The sequence below is a fragment of the Actinomycetospora lutea genome (assembly GCF_028737205.1).
In the GTDB taxonomy this organism is placed as follows: domain Bacteria; phylum Actinomycetota; class Actinomycetes; order Mycobacteriales; family Pseudonocardiaceae; genus Actinomycetospora; species Actinomycetospora lutea.
On sequence record NZ_JAQZAL010000025.1, the window covers coordinates 42,999 to 67,365 of the forward strand.

The window sequence follows — 24,367 nt, forward strand, 5'->3', positions numbered from 1 at the left end:
GCCGTCGTCAGCGCGGCGCGTCATCGCCGTCTCCGCGGATCAGCACGGTCGGGGTCGCGCGACGGGGCTCCTCGATCAGGCGGCCGAGTCCGTCGGTCCCGGTCCGCGAGGTAGCGGGCCGCACGTCGACGGCCGTCGGGTCGGGCTCGGGTCCGGGCCCGACCAGCGCCGAGAGGTCGCGACCAGCATCCGCGGGCCGCGCTGGTTCCGTGGCGAGCGGCAGCAGGACGGGGCGGACGGTGCGGTAGCGCCGCCCCGACGGCGTGGTCCACAGCAGCGAGCCGTCGGGACCACGCGCGACGGCCCAGCCGGGCAGGTGCTTGATGCGGTGGTGGTGCCGGCAGTCGGGATCGAGGTTGTCGGCGGCGGTGCGCCCGTCGGGATCGAGCGGGTCGAACGGCACGACGTGGTCGAGGTCGCAGGCCTGCGCGGGCACGCGGCAGCCCGGGAAGGTGCAGGTGAGGTCGCGGTTGCGGACGTGCTCGGCCACCGCCGCGGGTGGTCGGTAGCGGCGGTGCCCGACGTCGAGGACGGCGCCGGAGACGGGGTCGGTGAGGATGCGACGCCAGGTCGCCCCGGCCTCCGCGGCGAGGGCCCGCGCGGCGTCGGCGGTGATCGGGCCGTAGCCGACGAGCTCGGCGGGTCGCTCGTCGAGCCCGAGGAGCGTGTCGGCGGAGACCACGACCCGGACCTGCACGTTGCGCGGCCACCGGACCGGGGCGCGACCTGCTGCGGTCGGCGTGGAGGTCTCAGGTGGATGGTCATCGGGGCACCGCGGTGCCGGCACCGGTGCCTCGGTCGGTGCGTCTCCTGCCGAGGGAGCCGGGGCGCTGCCGCAGGGAGGCGGGCAGGTGCACGGACCGTCTGCCGTCTCCGGGTCGGCGAGCGGCTCCCGCTCCGGCAGCCCGCCCGCGGCCGCGAGGGCGCCGAGGGCGACGAGGTCGGTCAGGGCGTCGGCCCGCCGGGCGTCGGGGGAGCGGTCGCCCTCGTCGTCCGCCGGCGCGACCCGGCGGGAGTGGGCGTCGATCGTGCGGTAGAGCAGCAGGGCCTCGGCGGCCGGCAGGTAGGCGGTGACCGTGGCCATGCCGTGGTCCTCGGCGCCGAGGTGCACCCCGCGCTCGCGGGCCGCGGCGCGCTCGCGCCGGCGCGCGCTCGTGGGGTCGCGACGCAGCGCGGCACGGCGGGCGGTGCCGGCCAGCTGGGCGGGGGTGCGGGCGACCTGGTGGCCCGCCGCGGTGCCCTCGAGCAGGTCGCGGCAGATGCGCTCGCGCAGGTCGGGCTCGAGGTCGAGCAGGACCGCGCCGATCGCGCGGACGTGGGCGAGCCCGAGGCGTCCGTCGAGCATCGCCTCGACCATGAGCGGCAGGCCGCTCACCAGGCTGACCGCCTCGTCGACGCGCCGGGCCGCGGTGCGCTGGGCGACCTGCCAGGTCAGGGCCAGCTCGGCGACCACGGAGTCGACCTCGGCGCCGACCCCGCCGACGTGGTCGTCGAGCGCGGTGCCCGGCGGGCGCCGCTCGGCGCGCTCGACCGCCCGGGACACGAGCGCCTCGACCGAGAGCATCTCCTGCGCCTGGGCCCACGCCGTCATCCGCGCCCATCCGGCGACCCGGTCGAGACCGTCGCCCGTGGCCGCCTGCCAGGCCGACTCCCCGTCCGTGGAGTGGTCGCCCGGGTCGGCACACGGGGCCAGCAGCTCGGCGGCGATCAGCTCGTCGGCCAGCTCAGGACCGGGGACGACGCCGGACCACGCGGCCGGCGGGCTCTCGTCCACGAATCCTTCGAACATGTGTTCGAGTCTACCGCGCGGGTCCGACACGCGAGCGCGGATTCGCTGGGACCGTCTCAGCTCTCCCGTGCCCCGGGCGGCGTCAGAGCCCGCCGGCCGCCTCGTCCGCGGCGTCCAGGGCCTCCGAGGTCCAGCCGATCACGCGTCCGCCGGTGCGGCCGAGCTCGCGCATCGTCTCCAGGAACTCGCCCGGCGTGCCCTCGAGGTCGATCCGGACCTCGCGGCGGGCGGTGCGGGCCTCGTCGAGCAGGGTGCGCCCCTGGTGGCCTGCCGAGAGCGTGGCCAGCAGCCCGCCGGTCGAGGCCAGCGACCCGCGCGCGGCGCCGAGCCGGCCGAGGGCGTCGTCCAGCGACGACAGCAGGGCCGAGCGGTTGCCCTCGGTCATCGCGGCGGTGAGCTCGGGGCGGGTGCCGGCGACGCGCGTGCCGTCGGTGAAAGAGCCGGCGGCCAGGGCGAGGGCGAGCTCGCCCCCGTCGGCGCCCACCGCGGCGAGCACCGCGGCGAACAGGTGCGGCAGGTGGGAGATGCGGGCGACCGCGAGGTCGTGCTCGTCGGCGGCGGCCGGGACGACCACCGCCCCGCACGCCAGCGCGAGGGCGGCGACGTCGACCCACACCTCGAGGTCGGCGTCGTCCTCGGTGGCGACGACCCACACCTTCTCGTGGAACAGCTGCAGCGAGCCCGCGTCCCAGCCGGAGAACTCCGTGCCGGTCATCGGGTGGCCGCCGACGAAGCGGGTCGCCGGCGCCCGGCGCGCCACCGCCTCGGCCACGGGGACCTTGACGCTCGTGACGTCGGTGAGCCGGCAGCCGGGGGCCTCGCGGGCCACGGCGGCGACCACGTCGTCGATGGCCGTCAGCGGCACCGCCAGCACGACGAGGGCGTCCTGCGCGGCGGCCCGGGCGAGCGCCTCGTCGACCGAGCCGGCGATGTCGTAGCCGTCGGCGGCGGCCTTCTCGGCGGTCGTCGTCGAGGCGGACGCGCCCCAGGCGTGGCGCCCGGCGTCGGTGGCGGCGCGCAGCAGCGACCCGCCGATGAGGCCGAGCCCGATGACGCACACCGGGCGCTGCTGGGCGGCGGCGAGGGTGGCACCTGCGGAATCCACGGCGCCGACGATAGGGCGACCCTCGAGAGTGAGGGCCATGCGCCCGAACGGGGTCCCGGCCCCGGATCAGCGCGGCCGGAGCGCGTCCAGGACGTACCCCGAGTACAGGGCCACCCCGGCGACCATCGCGTCCTCGTCGAACACCACGCGGTTCGAGTGGTTGGGCGGCGCCTCGACGGGATCGACGTCGGTCGGGCAGGCGCCGAGGAACGCCAGCGCGCCGGGCACGCGCCCGAGGACGTAGGAGAAGTCCTCCGAGCCCATGATCGGGTCTGGCATCGGCTCGACGAACCGTGACCCCAGCACCGAGCGGCCGACGTCGGCGACGCGGTCGGCGACCTCGGGGTCGTTGACGGTGACCGGGTAGCCGGCCTCGATGTGCACGTCGCACGAGCACCCGTAGGCCGCCGCGACGCCCTCGCACACCTGCCCGATCTGCTCGAGCACGCGCCCGCGGGTCTCCTCGGACAGCGTGCGCACCGTGCCCTCGAGCAGGGCGGTCTCGGGGATGACGTTGGTGGTGGTGCCGGCGCTGATATGGGAGACCGTGAGGACGGCGGGGTCGAACGCGCTGATCCGCCGGGTGATCATCGTGTGCAGCGCGCCCACCATGGCGGCGGCCGCGGGGACGGGGTCGAGCGCGTCGTGCGGTGCCGAGGCGTGGCCCCCGCGGCCGGTGACGCGGACGTGCAGGTCGTCGGACGAGGCCATGATCGAGTCGGGACGGGTCTGGAGCGTGCCCGCGGCGAGCCGTGACGTGACGTGCAGCGCCATCGCCGACTCGGGCACGCCGCCGGGGCCGTCGGCGGACAGCAGGCCCTCGTCGATCATCGTGCGCGCGCCGTGCGCGCTCTCCTCGCCGGGCTGGAACATGAACACCGTCGTGCCCGCGAGACGCTCCTGCCGTCCGCAGAGCAGCCGGGCCGCCGACGCGAGCATCGCGGTGTGCAGGTCGTGCCCGCACGCGTGCATCGCGCCCTCGACCTCGGAGGCGAACGGCAGCCCGGAGTCCTCCTCCATCGGCAGCGCGTCCATGTCGGCGCGCACGAGCACGGTCGGCCCGGGGTGCGCGCCCCGCAGCACGGCGGTGACGGAGCTGCAGTCGCGGCCGGTGTCGATCTCGAGCGGGAGCTCGCGCAGCGCGGTGAGGACCGCCGCCTGGGTGACCGGCAGCGTCAGCCCGATCTCGGGGTTGCGGTGCAGGGCGCGGCGCAGCGCGAGCGTGCGTGGCTGCAGGGCCCGGGCCTCGGCCAGCAGCGCCCGTTCGGGCGCCCTGTGAGCCGCACGACGACCACCCGCTCGTCGCTCCGGAGCACTCACCCGTCCGATCCTGGCACCCCTGTCGTGAGGTCGCGTCGTCCGCGATGCCATCCGTTCACCCGAGCGCGGTCGTCCGGACGCCCGCGGGCAGTGCGCCGACGACCGCCCGGCGCCCGTGACCTCGCCGGACTTCCACGTGGACACACCCGCCCCTACCGTAGAGCCATGGCAGGCCAGGGCCCTGGAGGCTCCACCGCGACACGCGGCGGCACGGGGACCGTCGCACCCCTCGACGGGTGGGCGGTGGCCGTCACGCGCGAGGAGGGGCGCTGGCGCGCGGTCGCGATGGACCGCGACAGCCTGGCCGACCTCGACGCGGCCATCAGCGCCCTGCGCGGCCTGCGCTCGACGGGGGCGGTGTTGGGGCTGCTCGACGTCGACGACGAGTTCTTCGTCCTCGTGCGCCCGAAGCCCGGCGGGGTGGCGCTGCTGCTCTCCGACGCCGTCGCCGCGCTCGACTACGACGTCGCCGCCGACGTGCTCGACCTGCTGCGCCTCGAGGTGCCCGACGAGGACGAGGCCGACGACGACCCGTGGCCCGAGGGGGACCTCGGCATGCTCGCCGATCTCGGTGTCCCCGAGGACGAGCTGGCGGTGCTGGTCGAGGAGATCGACCTCTACCCGGACGAGCAGCTCACCGCGATCGCCCGCCGCTGCGGGTTCGCCGACGAGCTGGCGAAGGTCGTGGAGACCGCTGCTCCCTGACCGGGAGACGGAGCAGGTGGAGGAGCACGCCGATAGGGGAGCTCGACCCGTCGACGACGAGCTCATGGGCCGGGCGCTCGAGGTCGCCCGGACCTCCGGTGACGACGTGCCCGTCGGCGCGGTGGTGGTCGACGCGCAGGGCCGCGAGCTCGCCGCCGCCGCCAACGCCCGCGAGGCCGCCGGCGACCCGACCGCACATGCCGAGATCCTCGCGCTGCGGGAGGCGGCGAAGCACCACGGCGACGGCTGGCGGCTGGGCGGTTGCACGCTCGTCGTCACCCTCGAGCCCTGCACCATGTGCGCCGGCGCGGCCGTCCTCGCGCGGGTCGACCGGATCGTCTTCGGGGCCTGGGAGCCGCGCACCGGCGCCGTCGGCTCCCTGTGGGACGTCGTGCGCGACCGGCGGCTCAACCACCGCCCCGAGGTGCTCTCCGGGGTCCGGGAAGCGGAGTGCGCTGCGCTGATGGTCGACTTCTGGCCCGGTCGAGATCGCGGGCAGACCGTCCCGTAGCCTTGTCGGCGGTAGCGTGTCCGAGCGGCCAAAGGAGCGCGCCTCGAAAGCGCGTGTGGGTTCTGCCCACCGTGGGTTCGAATCCCACCGCTACCGCACAGTGGAGGGCCTCCGGCCCCCCAAGCCCCCCGAAAGACGACGAAGGCCCCCTCCCGGACTCCGGGAGGGGGCCTTCGTCACGGACGGGTCCTAGTGGACGGCCTGCCGCGTGAAGTTCGGCGGGATGATCAGGTCCTCGGGCACGAGGTCGTGCACCGACTTCCTGCCCAGTCCCATGAGTCCCGAGCCGATGCCGCTGCGCAGGATCTCCAGGACGTTCTCGACGCCCGGCTGCCCCGCGGCGGCGAGGCCCCACAGGTAGGCGCGGCCGATGGCGACGGCGCGGGCGCCCAGCGCGAGGGCCTTGACCACGTCGCTGCCGCGGCGGATCCCGCCGTCGAGGATGACCTCGACGTCGCGGCCGACGGCGTCGACGATCCCGGGCAGCACGCGGATCGGTGCCGGGGTGGAGTCGAGGTTGTTGCCGCCGTGGTTGGACACCTGGATCGCGGTGGCGCCGGCGTCGACGGCGCGCTTGGCGTCGTCGATGCGGGTGATGCCCTTGACGCAGAACGGCCCGTCCCACTGCTCGCGCAGCCAGGCGACGTCGGCCCAGGTGGGCGGCGGGGTGAACATCCACTGGCCGTAGGCGCCGAAGAACGTCGGGGCGTCCTCGCCCTGGGTCGGGATGTTCGGCACTGTCAGGTCGGGGATCCTGCCCGAGCGCAGGAACTGGAGTCCCCACTTCGGGCGGGTGGCGCCCTCGGGGATGTACTTGAGGATCGTCTTCCAGTCCATCTTCTCCGGGATGGCCGGGCTGCCCCAGTCGCGGCCGTGGGAGAACGACCAGTCGAGGGTGACGATGAGGCCCTTGGCGCCGGCCTTCTTCGCGCGCTCGGCGCGGGCGGCGAGCGTCTCGCGGTCGCCCACCCAGTACATCTGGAAGAACGTGGTCGGGTTGGCCTCGATGACGTCCTCGACCGACCGGCTGGCGAACGACGACAGGCCCATGGCGGTGCCGGCGTGCTTGGCCGCACGGGCGACGGCGACCTCGCCCTCCGGGTTGACCGCCTGCACGCCCGTGGGCGAGATGATCACCGGCAGCGAGATCTCCTGGCCCATCACGGTGGTGGACAGGTCCTTCTCGAACGGCAGGTCGCAGACGTGCGGCAGGAACTGCAGCTCGCGGAAGGCGTTGATGTTGTCCTCGAGCGTCGCCCCGGCCTCGCTGCCGGCGACCAAGGCGCCGTACACCGACTTCGGGAGGTTCTTGCGGGCGCGCCGCTGTGCCTCGGCGACGGACTCGAACCACTGACCAGCCATGGAAACCCTTCCGCGTGACGTGCTTCATCGCAGCCTATCCGCGCGTCGCGCCGCGCACGGTGTCTGCGCGGACGGTCCGCGGGCCCTCCGTTCGGAGGGGTCGCTCACCGGTGTGGCGGGGGCCCGCTGGAGGCGCGCACGACCAGCTCGACGGGCAGCCGGTGCTCGTCGGCGGTCGCGGTCGGGCGCAGGAGCAGCTCCGCGGCGCGGCGCCCCTTCTCGCGGTGGGGCTGGCGGACGGTCGTCAGCGCGGGGTGCGCGTCGGCGGCGCCGGGGACGTCGTCGAACCCCACGACCGAGACGTCGCCGGGCACCGAGAGCCCCGCGTCGGCGGCCGCCGCCAGCGCGCCCAGGGCGAGCTCGTCGCTCATCGCGAGCAGGGCGGTGGGCGCCGGGTCGCGGGCGAGCAGGGCGGCCGCCGCGCGACGGCCCGCGTCGCGGCCGTAGGGGACGCGCTCCTCGACCGCGACGGCCGACCAGTCCTGCGCGGCGGCCTCGACCGCCTCGCGGTAGCCGATGAGCCGCTCGCGGGAGGCGCGGTAGCGGGCCCGGTCCTGACGGTCCCGGTCCGCGGTGCCCTCCCACCCGTCGTCGACCAGCGGCATGGCGATGACACCGAGCCGGGTGTGGCCCAGGTCGAGCAGGTGGCGGGCGGCCGACGCGGCGCCGCGGCGGTCGTCGATGCCGACGTGCCCGGCGTTCGGGAGACGCGGCCCGTCGACGACGACGAAGGGCAGGCCCCGGTCGACGATCGCGGCGAGCCTGCCGTCGATCGGCACGTCGCAGTAGCAGATGACGGCGTCGACGAGGGCCACGCGCGCGACCGCCCCGGCCGGCCCGCCGCTGATGAGCACGAGCGCGAGGTCCTCGTCCTCGCAGACCTCGCTGACGCCCTGGAGGAAGAGCACCGCGGCGGGGTCGCTGAAGGCGAACGACATCGGGTCCTCGTAGATGAGGCCCAGGGCGTTCACCCGGCCCCGCGAGAGCGTCGCGGCCAGGGGGTGCGGCCCGGCGTACCCGAGCTCGCGGGCGGTGCCCAGGACCCGGTCGCGCAGGGCCGCGCTGAGCCGCTCGGGGTGGTTGTAGGCGTTGGAGACCGTCGCCCGGGAGACGCCGAGCGCGTCGGCGACGGTCGCGAGCGTGACCCGCCCGCCCCGGCGCCCGTCGGTCTCCACGTCGTGATTCTCCCCGACCTCGGTGGCCGTCCGGGAGTCGACGGAGAAGTGAACCGGTACAACCGCACCTCGATCGACATCGGCGAACCTCTTGCGAGCCTCCCGTTTGAACCGGTTTAGTATCTCCCATGGGACTCCGACGTGACTGGTTCGAGCGGGCCCGGCGGGTGCTGGGGATCGGTGCTGCGGCCCGCGAGGTCGCGCGGGAGGCGGAACGCGTGGTGGCCCGGGCGGCCGCGCGGGACCGGCTCGCGGCGGTGGAGGGCGAGATCGCGTTCCTGCTGGCCGACGAGCGCGTCCCGGCCCGTGGCCGCCGGCTCCGGGCGCTGGAGCAGGCGCGGGACGACCTGCGCGCCGAGCTCGCCACGAGCCACGGCCCCGGGTGACCTCGCCCCACCGACACACTCCGAACGGCCGAACCGTCGGCGTCCCCTGGGCGAACGGTGCCCAGGAACCCGACGAGGAGGTGGCCGTGGTGGTCGAGGTGGCCCTGCCCGTGACGGCACCCCTGGCCCCCGTCCGCGAGGACGAGGTCGCCGCGACCCCGGTCGCCGAGGGTGGCGCGGCGGCGGCCGACGCCGCGCTCGTCCTGCGGCTCGGCGAGCGCGAGAAGGCCGCGCTCGACGAGCTGTACCAGCGCTACGGGCGGCCCGCGTACTCGCTCGCGCGCCGGATCTGCGGCGACGAGGGCCTCGCGGAGGACGTCGTGCAGGAGGTCTTCCTCGCGCTGTGGCGTGACCCGGGCCGGTTCGACCCCGGGCGCGGCACGGTGGCGAGCTGGCTCATGACCCTCGTGCACCACAAGGCCGTCGACGCGGTGCGTCGCGAGGCCACCCGCCGGCGCCACCACCCCACGACCGGGGAGCCCGACGAGGGCGTGCCGGCGGCCGGACCGTCGGCGGCGCGCCAGGCGCTCGGCTCGGTGATCGGCGAGCAGGTGCGCGCCGCGCTGCACCGGCTGCCCACCGAGCAGCGCACGGCCCTCGGGCTCGCCTACTACGGCGGCTACTCGCAGCGCGAGGTCGCCAGCCTGACCGGCGTGCCCATCGGCACCGTCAAGTCCCGCATGTTCGCCGGTGTCGCGCGCCTGCGGGTGCTGCTCGGCCCGGTGCTGGGGGCCTCGGCCGCCGACGCCCTCGGGGACTTCGCGTGACCACCTGCGCTCGGCGTGACGACGCCGTCGGCCACGCCTTCTCCGCCCTCGAGCCCGACGAGGACCGCGCGCTCGAGGCCCACCTGCCGCACTGCCCGGTCTGCCGGCGGGCCCGCGACGAGGCCCTGGACGTCGTGGCCGCGCTCGGCCGGGCGGTGCCGCCGCTCGAGCCGCCGGACGACCTGCGCCGGCGGGTCCTCGACGCGGCCCGCGCGGAGCCGGGACGCCGTCCGCGGCCCGCGGTCCCCGCGCCCCCCGTGCCCCCCGCGCCCCCCGCGCCCGACCCCGTCGCGGCCCCGGAGCCCCGCCGGCGCCGGGTCCTCACCGCGGTGGGCGGGCTGGTCGCCGCCGTCGTGCTGGGGGTCGGCCTGATCGTCGCCCAGGGGGTCCTGCCGACTCGGTCGACGCCCGCGGACGACCCGGTGACGGCGCTGGCCGACCAGGCCGACCGCGTGGTCGGCGACGCCCGCTCCCGCGACCCCGGCGCCCGCACCACGATCCTGCGCTCCGAGACGGGCACGCCCGCGGCGGTCCTCGTCGACCCGGGGGACGCGAGCACGCCGGTCCGCCTGGTCGCCCTGGATCTGCCGCCCACGGGCAACGCCCGCGACTACGTGGTCTGGGCGACCGGGCGGCCCGGCAACACGCCCGAGGCGGTGGCGGTGATGGACCCGGACGACGGGATGACACGCCCGCTCGCCGCACCGGACGGGCCCGCCTTCCCGGGTGACCCCGGACCGCGCGGCTGGGCCGTGTCGATCGAGCCGACCGGGCCGGTGCCCGCGCGGCCGTCGACGGTCGTCGCGATCGGCCTGGTGGCCGGCTGACGGGTCCTCATCCGCACGCCACCCCTCGTTCCACCGTTCGTCGCTGCTCGGTGGTCCCCGGTCGCAGTCCGCGCGTGCCGCGTCCGCGACGACGGTGTCAGCGTCGGACCGCGCGACTACCGTGGAACAGGCCGCCGATCACGTCGTCGGCGGGCAGCGCGACGGGTCGGGGAGGAGGCGCCGATGACGGACGTGGCGACCCTCGGGTTCTCGGGCGCCGCCCTCGGCACGACCGCCGGCGAGGCCTCGCCCGGGCGACCCATGCTCGCGAGCGCCGGCGACATCCCGCGCGGCGCCGGCTGGGCGTTCGAGTTCGTGTGGGACGGGCTGCGCTGCCTGGCCCGCACGGGCGCCGACGGTCTGGTCCTCGTCACCGAGGCGGGCCGCGACGTCACCTCGCATTTCCCGGAGCTCGGGGTGTCGGCGCCCTGGACGAGCACGGAGGGTCTGGTGCTCGACGGGGTCGTCGTGGCCCTCGACGGGGTCGGGCGCCCGAGCGCGGGCAAGCTGCGCCGCCGCGCCCGGGTCGCGCACCCCTCGGAGATCCTGCAGGCCCGGGTGCCCGTGTCCTTCTACGTCTTCGACGTGCTCGAGGTGGCCGGCGCCTCGACCCGTCGGCTGCCCTACCGCCAACGTCGCGAGCTGCTCGCCGAGCTCGACCTCTCCGGGAGCCGTGTCGTGATCCCGCCGTCCTTCACCGGTGTCGACGCCGACGCGGTCGTGAGCACCGCGCGGCGCTACGGGCTCGACGGTGTGGTGGCGAAACGGCTGGAGTCGACCTATCAGGTCGGCCGGCGCTCGCGCAGCTGGATCGAGGCGCCCGTGCGGCGCACCCAGGACGTCGTCGTCGGCGGCTGGATCCCCGCCCGTGACCGCCCCGGCACCGTGGGCGCCCTGCTGGTCGGCGTGCCCGGCGAGTCGGGGCTGAGCTACTCCGGCCGGGTCGTCACCGGCGTCACCGCGGCCGCGCGCCGCGAGCTCGACGGGATCCTCACGCCGCTCGAGCGCGAGGTCAGCCCGTTCGCCACCGCGCTGCCCGAAGGTGAGGGCGGCGCGGTGCACTGGCTCGCGCCCCGCCTGGTCGGGCAGGTCGAGCACCGCCGCTGGACCGCCACCGGCCTGCTCGAGCGGCCCACCTGGCAGGGCCTGCGCGCGGCCCATCCCGCCACCGTCGCCGCGCCGGTGCTCTCCGCGCCCGTGGTCGACACCGACCTGGAGCTGGACGACCTGGAGACCGCCGAGGTGCCCACCCGCCGCACCCCCGCGACGCCCGCCGACGTCGTCGCCGTGCCGTCCGCCGAGGACGTGGAGTCGGCGCTGCGCTCGCGGTTCTCGGCGCACTTCGTGCACAACACGCTCACGGCGATCGCCTCGTACGTGCGCACCGACCCGGGCCGGGCGCGCGAGCTGCTCACCGAGTTCGCCGACTTCACGCGCTACTCGTTCCGCTCGGGCGGCGAGCTCACCACCGTCGGCGACGAGCTCCACAACGCCGAGCGCTACCTCACCCTCGAGCAGGCCCGCTTCGGGCAGCGGCTCCGCGCCGAGGTCGCGGTGGCGCCCGAGGTGCGCCACGTGCTCGTGCCGCCGTTCGTCGTGGCCCCGCTGGTGGAGAACGCCGTGCGCCACGGCATCGAGCCGGTCCCGGGCGGCGGCTCGGTCAGCGTCTTCGCCTCCGGCTCCGGGTCCGACTGCGTGATCACGGTGTCCGACGACGGCGCCGGCATGGGCCCGGAGGCGACGCGCACCGCCTCGCAGGTCGACCGCCGCCACGGCGGCATCGCCGAGGTGTCCCGCCGGCTGCACGCCACGTTCGGCTCGCAGTGCGACGTCCACGTCGACACGCGACCCGGCGTCGGCACGGCGGTGCGCCTGCGGCTCCCGGCGATCACGGCGTCGGCGGCCGAGCCGAGCCGGGTCCTGGTCGGCTAGCACCCGCCCCGGGCCGGGCCGGACGGCTCGTGCCGCCCGGTCCGCCGCGGGCCGTCAGTCGTCGTCGTCCACGACCACGGGGTCGGCCGCCGCGAACGGCGCGGCGGCGAGCAGCCCGGCGCCGCAGAACGCGACGATCGAGGCAGAGCGTCGGAACATGAGGGGTCTCCTCGCGATGGGTGAACGAAAGAGACCGTTCGGCACATCTGCAGCTGCGATGAACCCCGCTCTCCGGGGGCCGGCAATCGGTGCGACGAAGGGCCACCGGAAAGCGTGGCGGTCGAGTGAACGGGACGGGCGGTGGGGTGCGCGCCGAACGGTCCTCGGGACAGGAGGAACGGTGCGGAGCCGGGGACGGGAGAGCCGGGGCGTGGAGGCGATCGCGATCGACTGGTCCGGCGACGCACGGGCAGCCCACCGGCGCATCCGCGTGGCGACCGCGCGCCCGGGCCGCCTGCTCGCGGTCCGGGCCGGTCTCGACCGCGCGGGGGTCGCCGACCTCCTGCTCGAGCGCGCGGCGTCCGGGCCCGTCGTCGCGGGTCTCGACTTCTCGTTCGCGCTGCCGGCCTGGTTCGCGCGCGAGCACGGGTGCGGCGACGTGGCCGCGCTGTGGGAGCTCGTGGGCCGCGAGGGTGAGCGCTGGCTGCGCGAGTGCCGGCCGCCGTTCTGGGGCCGTGGGGCGACGCCGCGGCCCCCGGCCGACCCGGCGCGACCGCGGTTCCGCGTCACCGAGGAGGCCGTCCGCGCCGACGGGCTGACCCCGACCTCGACGTTCCAGATCGGCGGGGCCGGCGCGGTGGGCACGGGCTCGCTGCGCGGGATGCCGCACCTCGCGCGCCTGCGCGCCGCCGGCTTCGCGGTGTGGCCGTTCGACGACGCCGGGCCCGCGACCCTGGTGGAGATCTACCCGCGCGTGCACACGGGGCTGGTGGTCAAGCGCTCGCCGGCGGCGCGACGCGGGGCCGTGCGCGCGGACCCGCGCATCCCCGCGGCGCTGCGCGACGACGTCGTGGCGAGCGAGGACGCCTTCGACGCCGCGGTCTCGGCGCTGGCGATGGCCGAGCACCTCGACGCGCTCCGGTCGCTGCGCGCCGCGCCGCCGGGGAGTGCCGAGGCGATCGAGGGCGCGCTCTGGCGCCCGTGACCCCGTCAGCGGCGGCTGCGCACCGCCGGCGCCGGGACGTCCCGGAACGCCTCCCGCACCGCGCGGCGCGGGTCCGCCGAGCGGATCTCGGCGAGCGGCTCGCGCAGCTCGTCGAGCTGGCGGCGGACCTCGGCGAGGTCGGCCGCGGTGTCGACCTGCTCCCGGACCGACGCCGCGTAGCCCTTCACCTGCGTCGCGGCGCGGGCCAGCGACCGGATGGCACCGGGGAGGCGCTCGGGGCCGATGACGAAGAACCCGATCAGGGCGAGCAGCACGAGCTCACCCATGCCCAGTCCGAGCACGGGTCACCTCCCTGTCGAGAGCGGGTCGGGATCGGCGTCCGGGAGCGGCGACGGGCTGTCGTCGTCGAGGTCCTCCCAGCCCGGGCGGCGACGGGCCCGGCGGCGGTCGTGGAGGCGGCAGACCTGGATGGCCAGCTCGAGCAGCACACAGAGCGCCGCGCCGAGGACGGCCATGGAGATCGGGTCACCGCCCGGCGTCGCAATCCCGGCGAAGAGGAAGGCGCCGAAGATGATCCCGCGTCGCCAGCTCGCGAGCTTGCGGTACGAGACGACCCCGACCCGGTTGAGCATGACCACGACCAGCGGGGTCAGGAACCCGACGCCGAACACGACCATCAGCGACAGGACGAGCGAGTAGTACTCGTCGCCGCGCAGCGCCGTCGTCTGGACCGAGTTGCCGATCCCGAGCAGGAAGCTCAGCGCCTGGGCGACGACGAGGTAGGCCAGGACCGCGCCGCCCGCGAACAGCACCGACGCCGTGCTGACGAACAGCACCGCCCCGCGCCGTTCCGCGCGCCGCAGCCCGGGGGTGACGAACGCCCACAGCTGGCCGAGCCACCCCGGGGCCGACAGCACCACCCCCGCCGTCGCCGCGACCTTGATGCGCAGCAGGAACTGGTCGAACGGGCCGGTCGCGAGCAGGCGGCAGTCGGTGCCGTTGAGTCCCGCCCGCGCCGAGGGGGGCAGCGAGCAGTAGGGCTCGATGAGCAGCGAGCCGAGGCTCGGCACGCCCGGGAACGCGTTCTCGTACCAGACGAACCCGACCACCGTGCCGACGGCGATCGCGGCCAGCGCCCAGGCCAGGCGGCGGCGCAGCTCGAGGAGGTGGTCGAGGAACGACATCGTCGCCTCGGGGTCCCGGCGCCGTCCGGGCCACCACCGCGTGAGGCGGTGCGTGAGCGTGGGCACGGGGTCAGACCGTCGTGCCGTTCGAGGTCCGGGTCGGGACGGCCTCGACGGGCGCCGCCGCGGTGTCCTGCGGGAGCTCCTTGGTCGCGGTCTTCTGGGTGTCGTCCTCGGTCAGCGCCGAGGTCTCGGCCTTGAAGATGCGCAGCGAGCGGCCGATGCCGCGGGCGGCGTCGGGCAGGCGCTTCGCGCCGAACAGCAGCAGCAGGACGACGAGGATGATCAGCCAGTGGGACGGGCTCAGGGCTCCGGTCATGACGGTTCCTTCCGGGGAGCGTGCGGGGGAGCGGACGGCGCCGGACTCACATGTTCTCGGCGCCCTGCTTGATGGCCTCGCGGATGCGGGCGTAGGTGCCGCAGGCGCACATGTTGCGGATCTCGTCGATGTCGTCGTCGGTGACCGACCCGCCCTCGGCCTGGACCTTCTTGACCAGGTCGACCGCGGCCATGATCTGGCCGGGCTGGCAGTAACCGCACTGGGGCACGTCCCGGTCGATCCACGCCTCCTGCATCGGGTGCAGGTCGGCGCCGACGGTGTCGGGCAGGCCCTCGATGGTGGTGATCTCGTCGGTGGGCCGGATCTGGCCCACCGGGACCGAGCAGGGGTTGAAGGCGCGGCCGTTGATGTGGCTGGTGCAGGCCTTGCAGACGTTGATGCCGCAGCCGTACTTCGGGCCGTTGATCTTCAGGAGGTCGCGCAGCACCCAGAGCAGGCGCACGTCGTCCTCGACCTCGACGGTGACCGGTCGGCCGTTGACCTTGAAGGTGTGGGGAGGCATGCGGGGCTCCTCAGCTCGCGGGGTTGAACGCCGGGCCGGCGGCGGACGGCGTGGGGTAGGCCGTCAGGCCGTCCACGGGCGACGGGGGGAGCGGCGGGACGACGGGCTTGACCTCGAACGGCACGTCCTTGGTGTGGCCGATCGGGAAGCTGGTCGGCATCTCGCCGACGGCCCGGGCGTAGGCGCAGGCCACCGCGGCGGTCGCCGCACCCACCGCGAGCTCGCCGGCGCCGCCGGGACGATCGCCGCTGGGCGGCATGACGATCACGTCGATCTCCGGCGGGGCGTTCCAGTGCCGCGTGTAGCGGTAGTCGTCCCAGCTGCCCTCGAGGAAGTTGCCGTCGCGCAGGTGCAGGCTGCCGGTGAAGACGTGGGCGATGCCCGTCATCACCCCGCCCTCCATCTGCGCCTTGAGGCCGAGCGGGTTGATGGGCAGGCCGACGTCGACCGCGACGGTCACCTTCGTGACCCGGGGGCCGGTGGTCGCGCCGGCGATCTCCCGCTCCGCGGTCGCGGTGCGCGTGTCGACCTCGACGAGCACGGCGACCGAGCCCTTGTACTCGTTGTGCACGACGACGCCCTGCGCGACGCCCTCGGGCAGGTCGCGACCCCAGTCGCCCTCGTCGCGGACCGTCTCCAGGCACGCCTTCGCGCGCTCGTCCTCGACGCGTTCGAGCCGGAACTCCATCGGGTCCTCGCCGATCCGCGCGGCGAGCTGGTCGACCATGAGCTCCTGGGCGGGCCGGAAGTCCTGGTTGTTGAGGTTGCGGACGCTGCCGGTGGCGAACCGGTCGAAGTCGAAGATCTCGTTGTAGCCGAGCGCGATCGCCCCCAGGTCGTACGGGACGCTGGCGGTGAGCAGGAAGACCGTCTGCGAGAGCGTGAGCTCGTTGGCGAACGGCAGCTTCGCGGCCTGCGAAGTGATCATGTCGCCGAAGGACTCGGTGTAGTCGGTGGCGACGCTGGTGTGCCGCTGCTCGAAGCTGACGACCTCGCTGCCGCTGAAGGAGGCCCGCACCCGGGAGATGCACATCGGGTGGACACGACCGGCCCGGCACTCGTCGGCGCGGTGCCACATGAGCCGCACCGGCTTGCCGATCTCCTGGGACACTCGCGCCGCGTCCAGGGCGACGTCGCTGAAGAGGCGGCGGCCGAAGGCGCCGCCGCCCCGCGGCACATGGACGGTCACCTGCCCCGGGGTCATCCCGAGCACCTGGGCGATCTGGGACTGGGTGACGATCGGGATCTGGCTGGGGGTCCAGATCTCCGCCTCGCCGTCGCGGACGTCGGCGATGGCGACGTTCGGCTCCATCGCGGCGTTGCTGCGCCAGTAGAAGACGAACTCCTGGTCGATCGTCTCGACCGCCCCCACGCCGTCGAGGGCGCCGGTCGCGGGCTCGGTGACGAGCGGGAGGACCCCGCCGGCCTCGTCCAACGGGCCCGGCGAGGGCAGGTTGGCCGGCGCGTCCGCCGCGCGGAGCTGTTCCAGGATCGTCGCGTCCGACTCGTCGTCGACGTTGCCGCCGCCCCAGGTGATGTCCAGCGCGTTGACCGCGTCGATGCACTGCCCGAACGTGCGCGCGCGCACCGCCACCGCCGAGGACGTGGTGCCCCGGCCGGGCTCGGCGTCGGTGGAGATCTCCACGACGTCCGTGACCCCGGGCATGCCCTTGACCTCGGCGAGGTTGTCGACCGACTCGACGGTTCCCTTGATCGTCGGCGGCCGGGCGATCATGGTCGGCAGGGCCTCGGGGACGTCCAGGTCCATCGTGTACTTCTTGCGCCCGGTGACCGCGGCGAGGACGTCGTCGCGGCGCTGCGGGGTGCCGATGACCTCGAACTCGTCGACCGGCTTGAGCTCGGTGATCGCCTCGCGGGTCACCGAGTTCGCCGCCGCGGCGGCCAGCTCGGCGAAGGGGACGCTCGAGCCGGCGGTGGAGAGCACCCGGCCGCCGGTGGTGCGGAGGTTCTCGGCCTCGTCGCCGAGGATCGTCGCCGCCGCCTCGACGAGCTGGCCGCGGGCCAGCGCCGCCGCCACCCGGACCGGCGTGTAGATGGAGATGACCGAGGCCGAGCCCTGCGTCTGCTGGTTGAACAGCAGCTCCGGGCGCGCGTCGGCGAGGGTGACGTTGACGTCGGAGACGTCGATGCCCATCTCCTCGGCGATGAGCATGGCGGCCGTGGTGGTGATCCCCTGGCCGCTCTCGGCCCGCGGGATGCTGAACGAGACGGTCCCGTCCTCGTTCACCACGATCGTGATGAGGTTCGCCGTGGGGCGGGTGGAGTCGAGCAGGAGGTCGGAGAGGTCGTAGACCTCCGACACCTCGGGCGTCGGCGAGGGCAGCGCCTGCGCCTCGAGCACGCCGTCCGCGGTCAGCTTCACCCCGACCGCCAGCGTCGGCGCGGCGATCAGGTAGCCGAGGAACCGGCGCCGCTGCATGCCGCCGGGCGCGCCCGCGGAACTCTTGTTCGCGACCGGACGACGTGATGGACGCGGGGCAGTGCGGTGCTTGGCCGGCATGGAGGTCCCTTCGGGCGAATCCGGAGGAGCCGATCGCCGCAGTGGTGGGGAGCTTGAAGGAGTAACGAAGTGGGTCACGCGAACGTAACGGGTGACTGTCAAGATCATTAAACGTGGTGTCGCCCGCACGGACGAGCGGCCGGGTGGCCGCGGTCACCGGCACCTATCCGTCCCCCGTTCGAGGCAGGATGGGAGGTCCGGGGGGACCAGCGGCATGCGGCGAGAGGGAGGAGCGCGGGGTGAGCCTCGGGTCAGGTCCGGTCCGCGTCGGGATCGTCGGCGCCGGCGGGCGGGGCCGCCTGCACGCCCGCGCCGTGGCGCGCGTCGGCGGCCGGGTCACGGCGATCGCCGAGCCGGTCCGCGAGCGGCGCGAGCGGCTCGCCGACACCCACGACGTGCCCGCCGCCGCCCGGTTCGCGCACTGGACCGACCTCGCCGAGCGCGGGGCCGACCGCGTCGACGTCGTCGTCATCGCCACCCAGGACCACGATCACGCCGACCCGGCCGTCGCCTTCGCGGAGCGCGGGGTGCACCTGCTCTGCGAGAAGCCGATCGCGCCCGACGAGCCGGAGGCCCGGCGCGTCGCCGAGGCCGTGCGCCGCGCCGGCGTGCAGTTCACGATCTCCCACCCGCTGCGCTACGCGCCCTCGACCCGCGCGCTCGTGGCCGCGCTGCGCGCCGGGCGGATCGGCGACCTCGTGTCGGTCCAGCACCTCGAGCCCGTCGGCACCTGGCACTTCGCGCACTCCTACGTGCGCGGGTCGTGGCGCCGGGAGGACCTCGCGTCGTCGTTGCTGCTCGCCAAGTGCAGCCACGACATCGACCTGCTGACCCACCTCGTGAGCGACCGGCCCACCCGGCTCGCGTCCTTCGGGCGCCTGAGCCACTTCCGCTCCGACCGCCGGCCCGAGGGCGCGGGGACCCGGTGCCTGGACTGCGCGGTCGAGCCGACCTGCCCGTACTCCGCGCCGCGGATCTACCGCTCGTGCCTCGGCGACCCCGACTGGGAGCACCAGCTGCTCGGCGCGGTCACCGACGTGCCCACGCCCGAGGCCCTCGACGAGGCCCTGCGCGACGGCCCGTACGGCCGCTGCGTGTACCGGTGCGACAACGACGTCGTCGACCACCAGGTCGTCGCGTTCGAGTTCGACAGCGGCATCACCGCGACCCACACCGTCACCGCGTTCTCCGCGCAGGCCCCGCGCCAGACGCGGGTGTTCGGCACCCACGGCGCGGTCGAGGCGAACGGGGGCGTGCTGCGCTTCCACGACTTCCGCGCGCACCCCGACCGGGCCGTCGAGACGGTGAGCGTCGGTGACGGCCGGGCGCCGCACCAGGAGGGCGACGAGGAACTGGTCCGCGTCTTCCTGCGCGCGGTCGCCGACGACGATCCGGCCGGCAACCTGACCGGTCTCGAGGAGGCGCTGACCAGTCACCGCATCGTCTGGGCGGCGGAGCGCGCGCGGCGCTCGGGGGAGACGGTCGCGATGACCTGGGAACCGGCCGCGGTGTGTCGATGAAGGTCGGCGTCACCGTCCCCAACTTCGGCCCCGCGGCGACCGCCGAGTCGCTGCGCGCCTGGGCGGCGGTCGTCGAGGACGGCGGGTTCGACTTCCTCATGGTCGGCGACCACGTCGCGGCCACCCCGGACGTCACCGCGGCCTACCCCGGCCCGTTCTGGGAGCCGCTGACGCTGCTCGGCTACCTCGCGGGCGTCACGCGCCGCGTCGAGCTGGGGACGACGGTGCTCGTCGTGCCCTACCGCGACCCGCTGCTCACCGCGCGCAGCCTCGCCGGGCTCGACCAGCTCAGCGACGGCCGCCTCATCGTCGGCGTCGGGGTGGGCTGGGCGGGCGACGAGTTCGCCGCGCTCGGCGTGGACCCGTCGCGCCGCGGCGAGATCACCGACGAGTACCTCGACGCGCTGCTCGCGCTGTGGGCCGACGACGTCGTGAGCTTCGCCGGGCGGCACGTCGCGTTCACCGACGTCGACACCCGGCCCCGGCCACGGCGCCGTCCGCACCCGCCGCTGTGGATCGGCGGCAACGGGGCTCCGGCGCGACGGCGGGCCGTCCGCTTGGGCGGGGCCTGGGACCCGCTGCGCTCGCCCGCCGGGTGGCTGCGCGCGACCGGGCTGCCGGCCCTGCAGGCGGCGGCCGAGGAGGCCGGGCGCCCCGTGCCCGCGCTCGCCCCGCGGGTCGTGCTGCACCCCACCGCCGAGCGCCGGCCCGACGACGACCGCCTCGCCGGCGAGGGCCGCCCCGACCAGATCCGCGCCGACCTCGAGGACCTGCGCGACCTCGGCGCCACCCACGTCCTGCTCGACACCCACCGCGACGCCGCGTCGGCGGCCCGGGACGACCACGCCGCGCAGCGCGCCCTCGTCGAGGACGCGGCGCGCTGGATCCGGGGCTAACCGCGGCCCGAGACCAGGCTCTCCCACGCCCGGCGCCGCGCCTCGGCCAGCGCGCCCCACAGCGGCGCGCTCTCGCCGAGCGCCCCGGCGACGACGGGCACCGCGCGCGGCGCCAGCTCGGTGACCGTGGCCTCGACCCGGGGGCGCAGCCCGGGAATGAGGCCCACCGGGCCGCCCAGGACCAGCATCGCGGGGTCGACGCACGCGCAGACGGCCACCGCCGCCTCGCCCAGCGTGCGCCCGGCCCGCTCCAGCGTCGCGTCGTCGACCTCGCCGGCGGCGGTGAGGCCGTGGGCGGCGACGGCCTCGCCGAACCGGAAGCGCCCGGAGCCCTCGCCCAGCGGGAGGTAGCCGATCTCGCCGGCGAGCCCCCGGGCGCCGCGGACCAGCACCCCGTCGAGCACCAGCCCGAGCCCGACGCTGTGCCGCTCGCCGACGTAGAGGTAGGCGAACGTCGAGGTCCCGACCGCGGCGCCGTGGTCGCGCTCGGCGAGCGCGGCGAAGTTGACGTCGTTGTCGAGCACGACCATGGCGGGGTCGATGTCGTGCACGTCCTCGACGCCGACCACCCCGGCGGGGAAGGCGGACTCGTGGAGCTCGACCACCCGGCCCGTCGCGGGGTCGACGGGGTTGGCGATCGACACCGCCACGGCCCGCACCGGGCGCCCGTCGGCGCGCCAGCGCTCGCCCAGCGCGGCGAGGACCTCCTGCAGGCGCGGGGCGACGCGGCCGTCGTCGGGCGGGTCGTGGTCGGCGCGCTCGAGGCTGCGGCCGGCGAGGTCGCCGACGGCCGTGCGCACCACGGTGCGGTTGATCTCGACGGCCACGACGACGCCGGCGCCGGGGGCGAGGTCGTAGAGGGTGGCGACGGCGCCCGGCACCCCGGAGCGCGGGCCGACCGCGACGAGGACCGCGTCGGCCTCCAGGCGGCGCACCGCCTCGCTGATCGCGGGCGGCGAGATCGCCGTGCGGCGCGAGAGCTCGGCGCGGGTGAGGGGGCCGTCCTCGGCGGCGAGGCAGTCGAGGATCGCCCGCTCGGTGGTGGCGCGGCGCAGGCCACTATGTGGGGACGTGTGCGGGGACGTGCCCCGGGCTGTCTCCTGCTCACGATCGGCCATGGCACCTCCTGCCGCCCGCGTGCAGGGTAGGACCCCGCGTCACACTCCGGCGTCGTCCTCCCGGAAGACGAGGCCGAGCTGATCGCCGGCCTCGGCGAGCACGCCCTGGACGGCGAGGGTGTCGTCGAGCGGCATCACGGTGCTCTCGACGCGGCCGGCGCGCAGGCACTCGGTGACCTCGACCAGCTCGTGGAAGTAGCCCGCGCCCGTGGCCGGCAGCTCGATCGTCTCGCCGGGGTCGTTGGTGTCGTGGTGCAGGACGATCGTGGTCGGGTGGTGGAACCGGGGGAGCACGTCGATCCAGCCCGTCGTCCCGAACACCCGCGCCTGGCCGGGCGAGGGGCTGTGGAACGACGTCTGCAAGGTGGCGTAGCGGCCCTCCTGGAAGGCCAGCAGCATCGCCCCGTCCGCGTCGACGCCGGTGGTCTCGCGGGACGCGAGCGCGGTGACGCGGTCCGGGGTGCCGAGCACCATCTGCGCGAACGACACCGGGTAGACGCCGAGGTCGAGCAGCGCGCCGCCGCCGAGCTCGGGGGCGAAGAGGCGGTCGGTGGGATCGACGTCGCGCACCGTGCCGAGGTCGGCCTGCACCGAGCGCGGCTCGCCGATCTCGCCCTGCGCGATGAGCTCGCGCATCCGCACGACGGCGGGCTGGAAGCGCGTCCACATGGCCTCCATCGCGAACACCCCGCGGGTGCGCGCGGTGTCGACGACCCGCCAGGCGCCGGCGAGCGTGGCGGTGAACGCCTTCTCGACCAGGACCCCCTTGCCGGCCTCGAGGCAGGCCACCGCGAGCTCGGCGTGCTGCGGGTGGGGCGTCGCGATGTAGACGACGTCGACCTCGGGGTCGTCGACGAGGGCGCGGTAGGAGCCGTGGGGCCGCGCGTTCGGGGCGCCGTGGGTCTCGGCGAAGGCCCGGGCGCGCTCCTCGGAGCGGGAGCCGACGGCCGCGAGGACGGCGCCGTCCACCAGGGCGAGGTCCTCGGCGACCTTCCCGGCGATGCGGCCGGGCCCGGCGATGCCCCAGCGGATGTCCGACATGCGGCTCACTGTGTCAGCGCGCCCGGTCACGACCCCGGGCGGGCCAGCAGGTCGACGTCCTGCGCGGTCCCCGACACCACCAGCTCGCCGTTCTCCGCCCGCAGCTCGGTCGCGGTGATCTCGAACGGCAGCCGGCCGGGGTCGACGCTCGTCGAGAAGCCCGAGAGCTGGCGGCGCAGCGCGGCGGCGGCCACCTGCCCGGCCGCGCCCGCGCCGCCCTCGGCGCGGATGTCGCGGGCCTGCAGGGTGATCCGGCCGCCGGAGAGCCGGAAGGTGGCGACCACCTGGACCTGCACGGGCTGGCCGCCGATCGTCCTCGTCGAGGTCAGGCGGACCGCGTTCGCCGGGTCCACGTCGGCCAGGGCGCTGCTGCTGCCCGAGGCCCCGGAGTCGTCGGCCGCGGCGTCGGCGCGCAGTTGCTCGAGGTCGGCCGCGGTGAGGGGCTCGATCGTCAGGTCGCCGACGTCGAGCAGGCGGGCGAGGTCGGTCGGGTTGACGCGCGCCGAGGCGACGACCTGCTCGGCGGGGATCTCGCGGACCTGCCCGTTGATCAGGCTCGCCGTCGGCAGCGACACCCCGGACAGGTCGGCGGTCAGCGTGACGTCGCGCAGCTCGCCGTACTGGATGCCCGGCGCCGAGAGCCCGACGTCGTCGTAGCGCCCGGACAGGGCCTGGGTGAGGAACGGGAAGCCGCGCACGTCGACGTCCGGCGGCGCGGGCAGCGACAGGGCGTCCTGCAGCGCCGCCCCGACGCGGTCCTCGGCGACCCACCGCGCGCCGAAGTCGACGCCGACGACCACGGCGACGATCACGAGCAGGCTGATGAGGCATCCGCGCACGGACCACACGGTGTCATCGCGGCGGAACGTGACGGGGCCCGGGGCGGCGCGTCGCCGGTCGAGGCGCGCGACCCGGCGGGTGGCGCCCGGCCCCCGGGGCGGGCGGCGGGGCCCGCTGCGCCGATCGGCCTGACTCCGCGCCGATTCCCGCCCATTCCGCGTGGCGGACGGATCCGGCGGGCACCACCCGGCGTTCCTGGCCGTCTCCACCCCGCGGGACGGCGCCGGCACGAGGACGGGAGGGCGCCATGGCCTCCGACCAGTTCGGCGGGCACCCGCCGATGATCTCCGACGCCGTCGCGGACTGGTGCGACGACGTGTTCCGCATCTACGGCGAGGTGCTCGACTCCCAGCGCCGCCTCACCGTCGCCCTGATCCGGTCGGCGGCGCCGGTGCTCGACGTGGGGGAGCGCGCTGGTGAGAAGGCCGCCGAGGGCGCCGAGCGCCTGTCCGCGACGGTGCAGGCGCGGCGCGCGGGTCCGCGCGACGACGACCGCGGCGCGGCCGGGTCGGGCGGCGGGGTCCCCCGCATCACCGACGCGCCACCGGCCCGCGAGGAGGACGGCCCGGGCAGCGTCCCACCGGTCGGGGGTGAGATCGACACCGCCGACGCCGGGGACGAGGAGATCGCCGATGTCCTCGCGGCGGAGACGGACGCGGTGGACGTCGCCGACGACCTCGAGGCGGAGCGGGGCGGGAGCGGCGTCGAGGGTGGCGAGGAGGCCGGGGTGATCGGCGACCCGGAGGCCGTCACCGAGGCGGCCACGGAGACCGATCCGGGGACCGATCCGGAGACCGGCGCCGAGACCGACAGCGGGACCGACAGCGGGACCGGCAGCGGGACCGACACCGGGACCGACACCGAACTCGACGAGAGCACCCGGCCGGCGTCGACCGGGTCGAAGGGCTCGAACGGCTCGCCGCGACGTCGCAGCTCGGGCGCGAAGCGGCCGTCCGGGTCGTCGCGGCCGGCGCGGCGCGCGACGTCGGGCAGTCGCGAGACGTCGGGCTGAGACAGCGACGCCGGCCGGGCCCTCGCGGGCTCGGCCGGCGTTTCCGCTGCTCAGCGGGTGCGGAGGATACGGGATTCGAACCCGTGAGGGTGTGAGCCCAACACGATTTCCAATCGTGCGCCTTAGGCCGCTCGGCCAATCCTCCGCGGGAGACGATACAGCGTGCGCGCGGGCCGACCCGGGGGCCGGGTCCCGGCGCCCGTCTCCGTTAGAGTGGGCACCGGACCCCGCGCGGCGTCCATCCTGTGAACTCCCCCAGGGCCGGAAGGCAGCAAGGGTCAGCGGGCTCTGGCGGGTGCGCGGGGTCCCCTTTCGTCTCCGGGACCCTCCCCTCGCCGTCGGACCCCCCGCGTAGCCTCGCCGTCGTGGCCGGGACACGCAGCGAGAAGGGGAGCACGCCGATAGGGGA

At 75.6% G+C, this 24,367-nt stretch carries 23 protein-coding genes, 2 tRNA genes and 1 other RNA gene; 12 read left to right on the forward strand and 14 right to left on the reverse strand.

The annotated features are described in order from the left end of the window. Positions 1-7 precede the first annotated feature (7 nt). From PHK61_RS24020 to PHK61_RS24030, 3 genes are all read right to left on the reverse strand, one after another. Positions 8-1,789: an HNH endonuclease signature motif containing protein gene (locus tag PHK61_RS24020; protein WP_274283549.1), complete on the reverse strand. Its 1,782-nt coding sequence runs from the start codon at positions 1,787-1,789 to the stop codon at positions 8-10. An 82-nt stretch (positions 1,790-1,871) separates the two neighbouring features. Next, entirely contained in the window at positions 1,872-2,894 is a 1,023-nt protein-coding gene (locus PHK61_RS24025) for a prephenate dehydrogenase (RefSeq protein ID WP_274283550.1), read from the reverse strand. 66 nt (positions 2,895-2,960) lie between these two features. Then, positions 2,961-4,214 (reverse strand): M20 metallopeptidase family protein, encoded by a 1,254-nt coding sequence (locus PHK61_RS24030; protein ID WP_420791434.1) that lies wholly within the window; start codon positions 4,212-4,214, stop codon positions 2,961-2,963. Between the two features lie 165 nt (positions 4,215-4,379). On the opposite strand from PHK61_RS24030, the gene PHK61_RS24035 reads away from it, so the two are divergent. The 3 genes from PHK61_RS24035 (at position 4,380) to PHK61_RS24045 (ending at position 5,526) form a co-directional block, all read left to right on the forward strand. Beyond that, a complete protein-coding gene (locus PHK61_RS24035) occupies positions 4,380-4,919 on the forward strand; it encodes a tRNA adenosine deaminase-associated protein (RefSeq protein WP_274283551.1) in 540 nt (179 codons plus the stop codon). Between the two features lie 64 nt (positions 4,920-4,983). Next, positions 4,984-5,430, forward strand: coding sequence for a nucleoside deaminase (locus tag PHK61_RS24040; RefSeq protein ID WP_274283590.1), 447 nt, complete (start codon positions 4,984-4,986; stop codon positions 5,428-5,430). A 10-nt stretch (positions 5,431-5,440) separates the two neighbouring features. Then, positions 5,441-5,526: transfer RNA gene (locus tag PHK61_RS24045), tRNA-Ser, on the forward strand. A 93-nt stretch (positions 5,527-5,619) separates the two neighbouring features. Here the strand turns inward: PHK61_RS24045 and mftD are convergent. Both mftD and PHK61_RS24055 read right to left on the reverse strand, forming a co-directional pair. After that, the gene (gene mftD, locus PHK61_RS24050; RefSeq protein WP_274283552.1) at positions 5,620-6,792 is read right to left on the reverse strand and encodes a pre-mycofactocin synthase MftD; all 1,173 of its coding nucleotides are present in this window, start codon (positions 6,790-6,792) and stop codon (positions 5,620-5,622) included. A gap of 104 nt (positions 6,793-6,896) precedes the next feature. Next, positions 6,897-7,967 (reverse strand): LacI family DNA-binding transcriptional regulator, encoded by a 1,071-nt coding sequence (locus tag PHK61_RS24055; protein ID WP_274283553.1) that lies wholly within the window; start codon positions 7,965-7,967, stop codon positions 6,897-6,899. A 128-nt stretch (positions 7,968-8,095) separates the two neighbouring features. Here PHK61_RS24055 and PHK61_RS24060 point away from each other — a divergent pair, with 128 nt between their 5' ends. The 5 genes from PHK61_RS24060 to PHK61_RS24080 all read left to right on the forward strand — a co-directional run bounded on the left by PHK61_RS24060 (position 8,096) and on the right by PHK61_RS24080 (position 13,023). Continuing rightward, positions 8,096-8,353, forward strand: a complete 258-nt coding sequence (locus tag PHK61_RS24060; protein ID WP_274283554.1) for a hypothetical protein — start codon at positions 8,096-8,098, stop codon at positions 8,351-8,353. 86 nt (positions 8,354-8,439) lie between these two features. Further along, positions 8,440-9,120 carry an RNA polymerase sigma factor gene (locus PHK61_RS24065; RefSeq protein ID WP_337993999.1) on the forward strand — a complete coding sequence of 227 codons (681 nt, stop codon included), beginning with the start codon at positions 8,440-8,442 and terminating at the stop codon, positions 9,118-9,120. Further along, positions 9,117-9,947: an anti-sigma factor gene (locus PHK61_RS24070; RefSeq protein WP_274283555.1), complete on the forward strand. Its 831-nt coding sequence runs from the start codon at positions 9,117-9,119 to the stop codon at positions 9,945-9,947. Before PHK61_RS24065 ends, PHK61_RS24070 begins: the two co-directional genes overlap by 4 nt. Positions 9,948-10,130: 183 nt before the next feature. Further along, a complete protein-coding gene (locus PHK61_RS24075; protein WP_274283556.1) occupies positions 10,131-11,879 on the forward strand; it encodes an ATP-dependent DNA ligase in 1,749 nt (582 codons plus the stop codon). Between the two features lie 370 nt (positions 11,880-12,249). Next, positions 12,250-13,023 carry a hypothetical protein gene (locus PHK61_RS24080; protein ID WP_274283557.1) on the forward strand — a complete coding sequence of 258 codons (774 nt, stop codon included), beginning with the start codon at positions 12,250-12,252 and terminating at the stop codon, positions 13,021-13,023. A 5-nt stretch (positions 13,024-13,028) separates the two neighbouring features. On the opposite strand, the gene tatB is transcribed toward PHK61_RS24080, so the two are convergent. Genes tatB through PHK61_RS24105 form a run of 5 tightly spaced genes read right to left on the reverse strand, consistent with a single transcriptional unit; the run spans position 13,029 to position 17,531 of the window. Next, a complete protein-coding gene (gene tatB / locus PHK61_RS24085) occupies positions 13,029-13,325 on the reverse strand; it encodes a Sec-independent protein translocase protein TatB (RefSeq protein WP_274283558.1) in 297 nt (98 codons plus the stop codon). Positions 13,326-13,328: 3 nt separating this feature from the next. Continuing rightward, positions 13,329-14,234, reverse strand: coding sequence for a twin-arginine translocase subunit TatC (gene tatC / locus PHK61_RS24090; protein ID WP_274283559.1), 906 nt, complete (start codon positions 14,232-14,234; stop codon positions 13,329-13,331). A 4-nt stretch (positions 14,235-14,238) separates the two neighbouring features. Beyond that, a complete protein-coding gene (tatA, locus tag PHK61_RS24095) occupies positions 14,239-14,487 on the reverse strand; it encodes a Sec-independent protein translocase subunit TatA (RefSeq protein ID WP_274283560.1) in 249 nt (82 codons plus the stop codon). 46 nt (positions 14,488-14,533) lie between these two features. Next, on the reverse strand, positions 14,534-15,010 hold the full coding sequence (locus tag PHK61_RS24100) for a (2Fe-2S)-binding protein (protein ID WP_274283561.1): 477 nt from the start codon (positions 15,008-15,010) through the stop codon (positions 14,534-14,536). A gap of 10 nt (positions 15,011-15,020) precedes the next feature. Continuing rightward, entirely contained in the window at positions 15,021-17,531 is a 2,511-nt protein-coding gene (locus PHK61_RS24105; protein ID WP_274283562.1) for a molybdopterin cofactor-binding domain-containing protein, read from the reverse strand. A 239-nt stretch (positions 17,532-17,770) separates the two neighbouring features. On the opposite strand from PHK61_RS24105, the gene PHK61_RS24110 reads away from it, so the two are divergent. Next, positions 17,771-19,051 carry a Gfo/Idh/MocA family protein gene (locus tag PHK61_RS24110; RefSeq protein WP_274283563.1) on the forward strand — a complete coding sequence of 427 codons (1,281 nt, stop codon included), beginning with the start codon at positions 17,771-17,773 and terminating at the stop codon, positions 19,049-19,051. Next, positions 19,048-19,947, forward strand: a complete 900-nt coding sequence (locus PHK61_RS24115) for a TIGR03619 family F420-dependent LLM class oxidoreductase (protein ID WP_274283564.1) — start codon at positions 19,048-19,050, stop codon at positions 19,945-19,947. Before PHK61_RS24110 ends, PHK61_RS24115 begins: the two co-directional genes overlap by 4 nt. Here PHK61_RS24115 and PHK61_RS24120 read toward each other — a convergent pair. From PHK61_RS24120 to PHK61_RS24130, 3 genes are read right to left on the reverse strand one after another with little or no spacing between them, the layout of a single operon-like run. Further along, positions 19,944-21,065, reverse strand: a complete 1,122-nt coding sequence (locus PHK61_RS24120) for an ROK family transcriptional regulator (RefSeq protein WP_274283565.1) — start codon at positions 21,063-21,065, stop codon at positions 19,944-19,946. The genes PHK61_RS24115 and PHK61_RS24120 overlap by 4 nt on opposite strands. Positions 21,066-21,104: 39 nt before the next feature. After that, positions 21,105-22,106 carry a Gfo/Idh/MocA family protein gene (locus PHK61_RS24125; protein ID WP_274283566.1) on the reverse strand — a complete coding sequence of 334 codons (1,002 nt, stop codon included), beginning with the start codon at positions 22,104-22,106 and terminating at the stop codon, positions 21,105-21,107. A gap of 26 nt (positions 22,107-22,132) precedes the next feature. Next, on the reverse strand, positions 22,133-22,945 hold the full coding sequence (locus PHK61_RS24130; protein ID WP_274283567.1) for an LmeA family phospholipid-binding protein: 813 nt from the start codon (positions 22,943-22,945) through the stop codon (positions 22,133-22,135). Between the two features lie 248 nt (positions 22,946-23,193). Between PHK61_RS24130 and PHK61_RS24135 the strand changes: the two genes are divergently transcribed. After that, positions 23,194-23,958, forward strand: a complete 765-nt coding sequence (locus PHK61_RS24135) for a hypothetical protein (protein ID WP_274283568.1) — start codon at positions 23,194-23,196, stop codon at positions 23,956-23,958. A 60-nt stretch (positions 23,959-24,018) separates the two neighbouring features. Here the strand turns inward: PHK61_RS24135 and PHK61_RS24140 are convergent. Next, positions 24,019-24,103 (reverse strand) — tRNA-Ser (locus tag PHK61_RS24140). A 74-nt stretch (positions 24,104-24,177) separates the two neighbouring features. Between PHK61_RS24140 and ffs the strand changes: the two genes are divergently transcribed. Next, positions 24,178-24,272, forward strand: an RNA gene (gene ffs, locus PHK61_RS24145) — signal recognition particle sRNA small type. Positions 24,273-24,367: the final 95 nt, after the last annotated feature.